Origin of the sequence: Bradyrhizobium guangdongense, from assembly GCF_006483445.1 — a bacterium.
Lineage (GTDB): Bacteria > Pseudomonadota > Alphaproteobacteria > Rhizobiales > Xanthobacteraceae > Bradyrhizobium > Bradyrhizobium guangdongense_A.
Map to the genome: position 1 here is coordinate 1 of NZ_PPPT01000049.1, position 12578 is coordinate 12578.

The following is a 12578-nucleotide window of genomic DNA, read 5'->3' on the forward strand; positions in this document are numbered from 1 at the left end:
CCGCCGCTGATTAGCGGAGGAGCTGCAGCACGCTCTGCTGCGACTGGTTGGCCAGCGACAGCGCGGAGACCGCGATCGACTGACGGGTCGACAGCGCCTGGCTGTTCGCCGCTTCGACGTTGGTGTCGGCCAGCGTCAGGTTGGACGAACCGGTCTGCAGCACGTTGATCAGGCTCTTGTTGAAGTCCTGACGCACCTGCACCACCGAGAGGTTCGAACCCAGGCTCGACGCTTCCGAACGCAGCGTGCTGGACGCCGAGTTCAGGCCGGACAGCACCTTGTTGGTCGCGGAGTTGTCGATGAAGTCGACACCACCGGTCAACGCAGCGAGGCCCAGACCCTTGGAGTTGTAGGTCACGCCCGTGATGTTCAGGCTCGACTTGCCGGTCTCGTCGAACACCAGCTTGAGCTGGTCGCCGTTCAAGAGGTTGATGCCGTTGAACGAGGAGTCCTGCGAGGTCGTGTCGATCTGGTTCAGGATGTTGTTGTACTGGTTGACCAGGTTGGCCCGGGTCGTCTGTGCAACAGTGTCCGCAACCGGCGAAGACGCCGTCGAGAAGGTGAGCGCGGTGGTGAGCGTACCACCGATCACACCGCCCGCCGCCGAGGAGCCGATCGTCGAAGACGCGTAGTCGTTCGTCGTCGAGATCGTCAGGCGGCCGTTGGCGTCGATCGTCGCAGACAGGTTGTTGGCCTGGAGCGACGAGTTGAGCTGGTCGAGCGTCTTGACCGTGCCGTTGGTGCCATCGCCGAAGGTGACGTTGACCGCCGTACCGCCGTTGAAGGAGGTGAAGGTCAAGGTCTTGCCGGAGATGCCGCCGATGCCGGAGGTACGAGCAGCCGTGAAGGCCGAGGCCGTGCCGGTGTTGCCGGCGAAGCCCAGTGCGTTCAGCGCGTTGCCCGTGCCGGTGATCGACAGGTCGGCGTTGACGCCGGTCGAGATCTTGAGCTGACCGGAGGCGTTGATCGACGAAGCCGTCTGGCCGGACGCGGCCGCAAGGGTCGCGGTGCCGTTGGCGGCGATCGTGGCGGACTGGACGCCGGTGGCAAGGTCGATCGCGTTCAGGACGTCAGCAATCGTGCCGGCCTGCAGATAGACCGTCGAGTTGCCGGCGCCGTCGGTGATGACGTTGCCGCTCTTGCCCGAACCGGTCGGGATCGCAGGTGCACCAGCGGAGCCCGGAACCGGGGCGTTCTTGAAGCTGATGACGTGACCGTCCACGTTCAGCGTCGAGCCGTCCTGGATCAACTGGCCGAGCGAAGCCGCGCTCGTGGTGCGAGCCACGGTCACGGTGGCGTTGCCGCCGCCGACAGACGAGGTCAGACCGAGAGCCTTGAGCAGGTCAGCCTTGCCGGTGACACTGAGGTCAGCACCGGTGGAGCTGCGCAGCGTAACCTTGCCGGCCGAGGTGACACCGATGTCGGAGGCCGTTTCACCAGCGCTCGTGCTGATGGTGGCAGCACCCGCGCTGTTCACGGCAACCTTGACACCGCTGGCGAGGTCGATCGCAGTGGCGAGGTCGCCGGCGGTCGCCAGCGGAGTACCGGTCGTGCCGAGATAGACGGTCGAGTTGCCGCTGCCGTCGGTCACGATGTTGCCGGACACGCCCGAGCCGCTCGCAACGTTGGCGGCGGTCGGAGCAGAACCGGCACGGAAGGTGATCGAGTGACCGTTGACGACCAGCGTGTCGCCGTCGGCGGGCTGAGCGTTGCCGATCAGGCCGGTCGCGCTGGTGCCGGTGCCCAGCAGGGTGATGGCGGCGGTCAGAGCCGTCGAACCGTCACCAGCCGTTGCAGCCGAACCGGTGTTGACGCCCTGGGTCGCTCCCAGCGTGATGGCCGAGGTCGCGGCATGGGTGCCGCCCGCGGTGCCGTCATACAGCACGTTGCTGGTGGCAACGGTGCTCGCATAGGAGGTGGTGCCACGGAGGTCAGCAGCCGTCGCGCCCGAAACGGTGGCCGAGACGTTGGACTTGGTGGAGTAGCCGACGGTGGTCTGCAGCGCCTGGTTGGCGATCGACTTCGCGCTGTCGATCAACTTCTGCAGCGAGGTGATGCCGGTGTTGGCGGCCTGCAGAACCTGCACGCCGTTGGCAATGCCATCGAGCAGGTTGTTGATGTCGCTGGCGCGGTTGTCGAGCGACTGGGCGGTGAAGAAGTTGGTCGGATTGTCGAGAGCCGAGTTGACGCTCTTGCCGGTAGCCAGGCGGTTCTGGGTGGTGGCGAGGAGGTCAGCGGTGGACTGGAGAGACAGCAGGTTCTGACGAACGGATGCTGAGAGGACGATGCCGGTCATTGCGTGTTACCTTTCTGGTAAGCGTGCGTGTCTTGTCGATCGTGATTGATCGCGAGACAGGCGGACCGTGCGTTTGAGAATCTAACGAAGCATGAAATGAAAACGCCGCATTGTCTGAGTCGGTGCGCGAAATCGAGCCATTTGGCCGCCCGCCGCGTATTTTAGCCCCCCTCCATCATATTGATATTGCGTGGTTTTTCTCGATGTCTTCGAGACCTTCACAACTCGTTAACTAATGTTAGGGAAGGATTGCAGTCTGATAAGCCCCGAAATGGCGCTGGTTACGAAAGCCAAAACAGCGCTGGTTACAAAAGCGTTGATGGAGAACAGGCATGGCTCTCAAGGTCGAGCTCAGACCGCACGAACGCATCATCGTGGGTAACTGCGTAATTACCAACACCGATCAGCGCGCCCGCCTTCTGATCGACGGCGAGAACGTGCCGATCCTGCGCGAGCGGGACATTCTCACGCCCGAGACGGCCGATACGCCGGCCAAGCTCGTCTATCTGGCGGTGCAGCTCATGTACATCTCGCCGGATCCGCAGACCCAGCACGGCACCTATTTCAGCCTCGTCCGCGACATCGTCACGGCGGTGCCGAGCTCTTGGCCGATCATCGAGAACATCAACAACCACATCCTCAGCGGCGACCTTTACAGGGCTCTGAAGGAGGCCCGCAAGCTGATTGCCTATGAAGAGAAGCTGCGCAGCCACCTTGCAACGCAAACCGGCGACGTCAGCTCGGCCGCCTGATCCGACCGACGCACTCTCCAGACGCAAACTCGCCCCGGACACGGTCCGGGGCGTTTTGTTTTTGCAACGATGTTTGCGAGGCTTACTGTGCAGCGAGCGGCGGTGCGGCGATCTCGACGATGCCATCGCCGGCGCGACGCGCGCCGAACTGCAGTACGGCCGACACCAGCGCGTCGATATCGCTCGCATCGGTGCGGTGATTGACGATCGCCGCGCGGATCGCGAGCTTCCCCTCGAGCGTCGTGCTCGACGGCGCAGCAATACCGGACTCCTGAATGTCGGCGACGATGTTGCCGTTGATGTCATTCGCATCGTCGGCGAGATATCGGAAGCACACGATGTTGAGATTGACGGGCGCGAGCAGCTCGAGCTTCGGCTCGGCGACGATGCGCGCTTCGAGATATTTTGCGAGCGCGCAGGTGCGCGCAATCGCCTCACCGAGACGCGCGGTGCCGAAGGTCTTCAGCGTGAACCAGGTTTTCAGCGCGCGGAAACCGCGCGACAGATCGGGGCCGAAATCGCAGGGCCAGTTTGCGCCGGCGGCAAGCCCCCTCGCCTCGCGCCGCAGATAAGCCGCAGGCTGCGCAAAGGCCTGGCGATGCTGCTCGCCGTCACGGACCAGCAGGAAGCCCGCGTCATAAGGCACCTGCCCCCATTTGTGGAAATCCAGTGCGATGGAATCGGCGAGCTCGATGCCGGCGAGCAGCGGCGCGAGTTCGTCCGACAGGATGGCGAGCGCACCGAACGCACCATCGACATGAAACCAGATTTGCTCGTCTCGGCACAATTCCGCGAGCGCCCTGAGATCGTCGATCGCGCCAACGTCGACGGTGCCGGCGGATGCAACGATGAGGAACGGCTTGAAACCGACTTCGCGATCGATCGCGATCTGCGCGCGCAACGCGGCGACATCGATGCGGTGATCGGCATCGACACCGATCTTGCGCAGCGCATCGGTGCCGAGGCCTGCGATGTCCATCGCCCTGGAGATGCAGCCATGCGCGGCCTTCGACGTATAGGCCGTCAGCAAGGCACCGTCATTGCCGATGCCGTGCTGCCGCGCCAGCGTACCGAGCGCGGAACTGCGCGCCACCAGCACCGCCATCAGATTGGCCATCGACGTGCCCGTGACGAAGATGCCGCTTGCGCCCTGCGGGAATCCGAACAATTCGCGCATCCAGTCCACGATCTGCCGCTCGACTTCGATCGGCATGTGATCGCGACCGCCGAGATTGGCATTCAATCCCGCCGCCAGCATCTCCGCAATCATCCCGACCGCGGTGCCGCCGCCATGAACCCAACCCATGAAGCCGGGATGCACGTTGCCGGTCGCATAAGGCGCGATGTTGTCCAGGAATTCGCGATAGACATCGCCGAGCTCGCTGGCGCCGCGCGGCACGTCGGCTCTCAACTGCGCACGAACGCGATCCGGAATCGGTTGCCAGACCGGGCGCTCGCGAACATTGGCGATGGAATCGATGGTGTCGTCGAGCATGTGATGCGCGAGCGCGCGAAACGCGCTCCAATCCTGCGGATCGAGCGATGCGTTCGCAATATCGGTGCTGACGTCGTTCCTGACCATCTCGTTCATGACTGGCTCCCGGCCTTGGCGTGACGCGCCAGCATCGCCGTGAACGCGGCAAAAATCTTGCGCATCTGCGGCTGCTTGTAGGGAAACACGTCCGGCGAATCCATGTTGTGCACGACAGCGGTGTTGTCGGCCTCGAAAATCAGCAGCTCACCGTTCCTGTTCTCGGCGCAATCGACGGTGAAGTAATCGAGCCCGACACGCCGGCTCATCTCCTCGAGCGCAGCGCGATGACGATGGCCGAACGCAACATCGAAGTCGCGCATGAAGGCCTGTTCTTCAGCGCGCTTCTCCTCGCTGAACGCCATGTAGGCGTTGAGGTACCAGATGTCCCAGCGATCGGCGATCGCCATGTGACAGGCGTAGGGTTTGCCGTCGACCATGGCGAGGCGGTATTTGCGAAAGAGGCCATCGCCGCTCGCATAATCGACGAAACGCGCAACGAAGAATTCCTGCTGCTCATGCGCGGCGAGATAGTCGACGAGCATCGTCGCGTCGTCGACCTTGGCGAGACCGACACCGGCATGCGTGCCGCGCGGCCGCACTATGATGGGATAGCGCAGCTCGCCGACGATGTCCTCGCACCAGATCTCTTCGAGCGACAGCGCGGTCAACTGCGCGCGCGTCGCGCAGACGGTCGCCGGAATCTCGAGCCCGGGAATTCCCCTCAGCAGACGATGCAGCTTGTCGCGATCGAGATTGGCGATGCGATCGGGGCGATTGAGCAGCGGCCTCGGCCAGCGCGACGCCGCGCTGTCGATCGACGCGAGCGCCTCGCGACATTCCTCGGAATCGGAAGCCACGACGATGGCGACGTCGTGATCCGGCAGCGGCTCGGGCAGGCCGACGTCCTTGACGACGTAGAGCGTCAAGAGCTCGATTTCGGATCCCTCGATCAGGAATTCGATCGGCGTGTTGCCGCCCATGTCGATGGCGGCCGCAAGTGCGAGCACGCGCAGCGCGGGCTTGGTCACGGCACAGGGCGAGCGGAACAATTGATGGAAGGCGAGCACCTCCGCCTGGATCGCGAGCCCCGCTTCCTTGTCGCCGAGGAGTTGGGCGATCAGCGACAGGTCGAGCCCCTCGCCGGCCTGTGCGGTGCCGTCGGCAATCTTGGCGACGAGCCGATCGCGCAACGGGCGCAGATCGACGCCGTCGAAGGCCTGGTGCGTTAGCCGCGCAAAACCGATGCGGTCAGCGAATTGCGGCGCGGTCAGGCGAAGCGGATCGGCAAGGTGCTGCATTTCAAACTCCGGAAACTGTCTTCGCTCGTGCGGGGCCGTCTGCGCCGCCGAGCAGCAGCTCGATCTTGACGAGCACATGGGCGATACGGTCGAGAATGTGCTGCAGATTGCGCTGCGCCTTGGCCGCGTCCGTCGACCAGGCCTCCGTGACGAGACGTGCACCGACACAGAGCCGCAACACGGCGTAGGGCGCATCATCCGCCGGATCGATCCGCACCGGCTGGCCGACGAGGCAGCGTTGTGCGGCGACCTGACGGTCCGCTGCGCTGCCATCGATGTCGCCGTTCACGTCGCAGGCGAGCGCGCGATAGATCGCGTTGCTGTCGGCGATCGGGACGGGCCGGCCTTGCCGCAGCAGGGTGAAGGGAAAGATCGTGGTGCGGCAAAATTCTTCGTCGTCGATGCCGGTCTGCCGCGGCGCGGACACGGCACCAAGCGACGGCGTCAGCGCGATCATGCTCTCGATGCCGGCCGCAAGCTCCGCCAGCGCGCGGGAGCGAAATGCCCCCGGCACGGCGTAATAGGCGGCCATCTCGCTCAGCGCCGCCTCCCAGCGCAGCCACTGGCCGAAATTCGGCCGGCTCTCGAAGCGGGACCGGAGCGCACCCCAGGCTTTCGGCCAGTCGCTGCGGCTCGCATAGTCGAGGAAGCCCGGCGCGATCTCCGCGCCGTGGGCGAGCGAGCGCGAAAACCCTTTTGGCACGAGCAGCGCGCCGCTGAAGGCTGGCCCGCCGAAAAACTTCGAGCCGGTCACCAGCACCATGTAGCCGCGGTCGAGATAGAAGCGCAGCCGGCGGCGTCCGAGCCGCATCTGGCAGGCGTCGACGACGATCTTCACCTTGCCGGGCCAGCGTCGCGCGATCTCGTCGAGGCAGGCATCGCTCGGCGCACGCCAGCCGAGTTTCGAGGAGTCCATGATCTGGAGCAGCACCGGCGCGCCACGTGCGACCGTGGTTTCGATCGCGCGCAATATCTCAGCATCGGCATCCCCGCGCTGCGCAATGACCGATGCGGCATCGCGCAGCGGCACGGCGATGGAGTCACCGGCGAGACCTGCAACCGGGCCATCCTTGCGCACGGAGACGCCGCTCGCCGTCACATTGCTGAAATGATGCCCGCGTGCGGTCGCGGCCGCGCCGCTTCCGGTCTGGTCGGAGCCGACCACGATCGCCACCGGCGGCCGGCCGAACGCGGCGCGCGCCAGAAACAGCGCGTGGAGCTGGGAATCGGTGCCCGAGGGCGAGAACACGACATCCACCCGCGGCGGGAGTTGCAGATGGCCGCGCAGCGCGTCGCGCATGTCCTCGACACGGGCGTCGAAAGCGACGTCGACCTCGTCGAACAGCGATCTGTGCATCAGCTCTTCGCGGGCCAGCGCGGCCCGCTCATAGGCCGGCTCGGAGATCGACGAGGCGGTCGAGGATGCGAAATTCCAGATGTCGTCGGTCGGCATCGGCGCGCAGCCATAGGCGTTCAGGCGGCTTTGCGGATCGAGCGCGAGGCGAGTGTCACCGCCGGAGGCGAGCAGCGTGTCGAGCGGCGTGAACAGATCGCGCAGGCGATAGCGCGGACCATCCGCAAGACGCAAACGGGACGCGCCGGCATTCATCTGTGACGCTCACGCCGCATCGGCGGCGACCGCAGGCGCGGCCGCGAATTGCGAAGCAATGTCGCCGTGGAACACCGACGGGCCGACATGATCGAGCGAGCTCTGGATGTCGGCCCAGATCTCGCCGCCGATATCGGTCCAGCGCTTGCAGAAGGCGAAGTCTTCGGAGAGATAGGTGCCGGTCGCGGGATCGATCATGCATTCGAACAGCGCGAAGCGGTTGCGGCTCGCAGCCAGATTATCGTGCGAATGCTCGCGGAAGAACTGCAGGTTCGCGTAATCAGGATGACGGCACATCGCCTCCAGCACGTGACGCCGGATCATCAGGAAACCGGTGCCCGCATAACGCACCCGCGTAAAGCCGTTCACGACCACGATGCGATCGGGATCCTCGATCTCGAGCACGTAGTCGAGCGAGGCCGCCGGCACGTCCGTCCGCCCCGCCTCGATCGCCCGCTTGGCCTTGGCCCAGTTGACGCGCTTGATCGGGTAGCAGCCGGCGACGACGTCGGCACCGCATTCGATCAGTCGGAACACCTGCTCGGGCTTGAAGCCGATATCGGCGTCGACGAACAGGAAATGCGTCGCCTTGGGGTCGTCGAGGAACATCGCGACCAGATTGGCCCGCGCCCGCGTGATCAGCGCGTCGCCGTCGCGCAAGAGCACCTTGAGCTCGAGATTGGACATGCCGTGCACGGCGCGCTGCAGCGCGAAGATCGAGCTCGCATAAATGCTCGACACCTGCCCGCCGAAACACGGCGTGGCGACCACCAATTGCATCCGCTCCGACATCAATGGCTCCGCGCGCCCCAAATCCTCACCAAGAGGTAAAGAGGCATGGTTAACGGGACCTTAACGGCCCCCTCAGAGGAACTTGACGAGCGAGAGCTGCGCCAGGCTCGCGGTCGTCTGGTAGGACGCCTGAAGGGCATTCTGGAGTGCCAGGATCTCGCTGGCGACCTGATCGGGCGAGGCCGACTCGGCCTGATCGATAATGGTCTGGAGCTGCGCCTTGGCCTGGGTCTGACGCGTGGTGGCGTCCTTCATCGTGTTCTGGGCCATCGCGATATCCGTCTGGATATCCTCGATGCGCTGCTGGCCGGGCTGCTGGGTCAGCGCCTGCGCCGTTCTCTGGCTCAGGGCTGCGACCGCGCCTTTCGAATATTGCCCCGTGGTCGAGGTCGAGAACGTTCCGAACACGGCGATCGCCTGCAATTGCCGCCGGATCGCATCCTCGTCGGCCTGCGCGCCGTATTGGACCGTGATGGAGTCGTCGACCCGCGCCACTGCCGTGGAGCGCGCCGAGCCCGGCCCGTCATTGCCATTGTACCACCTGACGGTGTTGGCCGTGCCGTTGACCAGCGTCGTGGCCGTCCCCGCGGGCGATGAACCGACCCGCAGCGGCGCCTTTGCCGCCGTGATCGTGGTTGAGGAGAAGCCGAGCGATCCGAGCGCGGTCGCATTGGAGCTCGTGATGTTCAGGCTGCCGGGGTCGTCGGTGTTGATGGTGATCACGCCGCCATGGATGGTCGACGGCTTCGAGGTCCCGGTGATCTGGTCGACCTTGCCGAGCAGGGTCTGGATGCTGTCGGTGACGTTGATCTGGTTGCCGGTCGCGCCGGAGGCGACGAAGGTGAGCGTGGTGCCGTTGACCGTGATGGTGTCGCCGGCCGAAAAGCCTGGTGAGAGCACTTCCGGGCCGCCCGTGGTCGCAGTCCCGCTCAGCAAGGTTGAGCCGGTGATCGGAGGCGTCGACGGCACATTGCCGCCACGCGCCACGCTGCTGATGCCCAGCGCCGTTGCTGCCGCGCCGCCGGTGACGGACACGTCGGTGGTCGTGCCGGTGGAGATCTGGATGTTGCCGCTCGCACTCAGCGTCGCGGTGACGCCTGGGCCGCCGGCGGTCTGGATCGCAGTCAGGATGTCTTGAACCGTCGCGGTGGTGCCTGCGCCCAGACCGATCGTGGTGTTGCTGCCGACTGTCGAAACGGTGGTTCCGCCGTTGAATGTGACCGTGTTGCCGTTGATCGTCAGCGTCGTCCCGCCGAGCGCGGTGAGGATGCCCGAAGCGAGATGGTTGCCTGCGGTCGCATCGAGTGAGGTGGTCGAGGCTGCCGCGGCCGCTGCGTTGTCCTGCAAGGCGACCGAGCCAGTCGCAGTCGTGGACGTATAGGCCGAGATCAGATTGCCGGTGGCCGCCGCGTTCGCGGTTGCGGATCCCACCGTATTGAAGAAATTGTCGCCCGCCGTAATCGCGGATGCCGCCACCAGCGAGGTGCCGGCGAGCTTCTTGATGGCGGTGTTCAACGCGGTGTTGAGGTTGGTCGCCGTGTTCGCCGGCGTCGTGGTGTCGATCGCAAAACTGCCCACGGGCGTCGGCGTCTTGCTGCTCGCGGTCAAATCGATCTGCTCGGTCGTGCCGTCCGGCAGCGTGAACTGAATGCTGAGCTTGTCGCCGTCAGCGGGATTGTTGCCGTTGAGATCGATCGAAAACGATACGGGCGATCCGCTCGGCCCGGTCAAGGTGGCGCCGGCCAGCGTCGAGGAGGCCGCCTTGAGCTTCAGTCCGAACGGCGAAGTGGCGGAATCCTCGGCCACGTTGATCGAGCTCGCGGTCGGCTGCGTCTGCACCAGCCGCCCCATGCCATTGGTGCCGAGGTCTGCGGCCTGGCGTTCGGCCAACACGGTCTTGAAGCCGTCCTGCGTCGTGGTGCCGTTGATGATGTCGCCGGCATCGGCAACCGGCTGGGTGTTGAAGGCGGTCCCGGAGAACAGATAGCGATTTCCGGTCTGCGTGTTCAACACGCCGACCATCGAGCCGAACTGGGCCGCGGCCGTGTTCTGCGCGATCGTCTGTCCGTTGACGTTGAGATCCTGCGCGGTGTTCGCGGCGCCGGTCTGCGTGGTGCTGCGAATGGTCGTCAACGCCTGCAGCGCCGTATTGGCGAGGTTGATGCTGACATTCACGTTGGTGATCGTGTCGGTATAGGCCGCGATGTTCGAGAGCTGCGCCCGCGAGGCGATCGCAAAGCCCTCGTTGGTGCCCATGCCCGAATAGCTCTGCGACAGCTTGCCGGTGGAGAGCTGCGTCGACAGGTCGGTGAGCTGCTGGTTGATGTTGCGGATCTGACCGCCGAGGATCGAGGAGGAATAGTTGATGCTGCTGATCGACATGTTTCAGAGCCCGCCGGTTAGATCTGAGCCTGGATCAGCGTGTTCATCATGTTCTGCACCACCGACATCAAATGGGCGTTGGCGGCATAGGCATTCTGAAGCTGGATCAGGTTCGACATCTCGGTGTCGAGACTGACGCTGGAGGTCGAGTTGAACTTTGCCTGCAGCGTCGAGACCACGACGCTCTGGCCCTGCTGCAAGTTCGTCGCCTGGGTCGAGGCATTGCTCTGGATGCTCAGGAACTGCTGGAGGTAGCTCGAGACCGAGCCGGTGAACGGCTGGGCCGTGGAACCGAGCCCGGTCTGCGGCGAATAGGAGAACACCGTGTTGGTGAGCTGCGTGTAGAGGAAATCGGAACGCGTGGTGTCGCCGGACGGCGTCACCGGCGACGTATTGTAGACCGACAGCCTGGTCGGATCGGCCGAGACCTGCGTGTTCACCGCGATGCGCCCGGCAAGGCCGGTCATCTGCGAGCCGGACGCGGTGATCGCCCCGGTATAGAGCGCCTGCCCGCCATCCGTGAACAGCGCCAGTTGCGGATTGCCCGAGGCCAGCGCCGAGATGGTCTTGGTGGTCGACGTCGACGTGATCTTGGCGAGACCGGAGCCGTCATCGGTGACGCGCAGCGTGGTGGCGGTCGCGGGCGACGGCGCCGCGGAGAACGCCAGATGCGAGGCGGGCAACGCGTTGTTCAGCGCCGCCGCGATTGCCGCCATGCCGTTGGAGAAGTTGACGCCGACCTGCACCGGGTTGGCGTTGGGGGCATTCTGCAGCGGCAGTGCCGCCGGATCGGTGACGTTGACCAGCGTGACCTGGCGCTGCGTGTTGGTCGCCGTGTCGGTATAGGTGATGTTGACCGTGTTGCCGGGCAGCGAGCCCGCGAGGTCGAGATCGAAGCCCGCCGGTGTGGTCGAGGTCGCGGTGCCCGCCGTGGTCTTGTCGGACAACGCGCTCGACATCGTGGCGGCGAGCTGGTCGAGCTGGTTCTGCGCCTGCACCAGCGTCTGGTCGCGCAGCTTGAGGTCGGCGGCGATCTGGCCGGAGGACACCACGTTATTGGCGACGACGTCGAGCTGCGAGCCGTTCGGCAGCTTGATGTTGAGCGCGCCGACGGTCGATTTCGACGGATCGATATTGTAGAGCGAGGTCGCCTTCAGTGCCCCCGCCGATGCAAACGTGAACTGCGAGGCAAGCCCGGCGCCGACGAGCTGGATGCCTGTGGTGGTGTAGAGGTTGGCCTGGTTCGATCCGTCGACGGTGACGCGCACGTCGACGAATTTCGACAGCGTGTTGATCGCCTGGTCGCGCTGGTCCATCAGGGTCGCCGCGGACGGATCGCTCGCCGCCAGGCCCTGGAGCTTGGTGTTGATGTCGGCGACCTTCTGCATCGCCGCGTTGGCCTGCTGCGCCGAGGTGCCGAGATCCTGCTCGACATTGGAGCGCAGCGACTGGATGCCCTTGGTCGACACGTTGAGCTGCTGGGCCAGCGCCTGCGCCGCGGCCAGCGCGACCGTTTGCGCCGACGAGGAGCCGGCGCTGGTCGACAGCGCCTGCAGCGAGTTGGTGAAGGTGTTGAGCGCGGTTTCGAGCGTGCCGCTGCCGCCGGGATTGCCGTAAACGTTCTGAAGCTGTTTCAGAATGTTGGCCATCTGGTCGGCATAACCGCTGCCGGCCGTCTCGGTGCGCAACTGGCCCAGCACGTAATTGTCGAGGTCCCGGCTGACGCCGGTCGTCACGACGGTCGATCCGAAGTCTCCGGTGGAGACCTCGATCTGGTTCGGCGTCTGGGTGACGTAACCCGGTGTCTGCGAATTCGCGACGTTCGACGAGACGATCGACAGCGCGGCCTGGTTGGCACGCAGGCCGCTCATCGCACTGGCGAGGGCTGAACTCAAACCCATCTTACTGGCCGCCT

At 64.9% G+C, this 12578-nt stretch carries 8 protein-coding genes; 1 reads left to right on the plus strand and 7 read right to left on the minus strand.

Going from position 1 to position 12578, the window contains the following annotated elements:
- Positions 1-10: 10 nt before the first annotated feature.
- On the minus strand, positions 11-2296 hold the full coding sequence (locus tag C2U70_RS07730; protein ID WP_140977410.1) for a DUF1522 domain-containing protein: 2286 nt from the start codon (positions 2294-2296) through the stop codon (positions 11-13).
- A gap of 332 nt (positions 2297-2628) precedes the next feature.
- Between C2U70_RS07730 and flbT the strand changes: the two genes are divergently transcribed.
- A complete protein-coding gene (gene flbT / locus C2U70_RS07735) occupies positions 2629-3048 on the plus strand; it encodes a flagellar biosynthesis repressor FlbT (protein WP_140977411.1) in 420 nt (139 codons plus the stop codon).
- An 82-nt stretch (positions 3049-3130) separates the two neighbouring features.
- Here flbT and C2U70_RS07740 read toward each other — a convergent pair whose 3' ends face one another.
- From C2U70_RS07740 to flgK, 6 genes are all read right to left on the minus strand, one after another.
- Positions 3131-4639: a pyridoxal phosphate-dependent decarboxylase family protein gene (locus C2U70_RS07740; RefSeq protein ID WP_140977412.1), complete on the minus strand. Its 1509-nt coding sequence runs from the start codon at positions 4637-4639 to the stop codon at positions 3131-3133.
- On the minus strand, positions 4636-5880 hold the full coding sequence (locus tag C2U70_RS07745; protein ID WP_140977413.1) for an ATP-grasp domain-containing protein: 1245 nt from the start codon (positions 5878-5880) through the stop codon (positions 4636-4638). Before C2U70_RS07745 ends, C2U70_RS07740 begins: the two co-directional genes overlap by 4 nt.
- 1 nt (position 5881) lies before the next feature.
- Positions 5882-7489 (minus strand): hypothetical protein, encoded by a 1608-nt coding sequence (locus C2U70_RS07750; RefSeq protein WP_140977414.1) that lies wholly within the window; start codon positions 7487-7489, stop codon positions 5882-5884.
- Between the two features lie 9 nt (positions 7490-7498).
- On the minus strand, positions 7499-8281 hold the full coding sequence (locus C2U70_RS07755; protein ID WP_140977415.1) for a hypothetical protein: 783 nt from the start codon (positions 8279-8281) through the stop codon (positions 7499-7501).
- Between the two features lie 72 nt (positions 8282-8353).
- Positions 8354-10663 carry a flagellar hook associated protein gene (locus C2U70_RS07760; RefSeq protein WP_140977416.1) on the minus strand — a complete coding sequence of 770 codons (2310 nt, stop codon included), beginning with the start codon at positions 10661-10663 and terminating at the stop codon, positions 8354-8356.
- 17 nt (positions 10664-10680) lie between these two features.
- Positions 10681-12564, minus strand: a complete 1884-nt coding sequence (gene flgK / locus C2U70_RS07765; RefSeq protein WP_140977417.1) for a flagellar hook-associated protein FlgK — start codon at positions 12562-12564, stop codon at positions 10681-10683.
- Between the last annotated feature and the right edge of the window lie 14 nt (positions 12565-12578).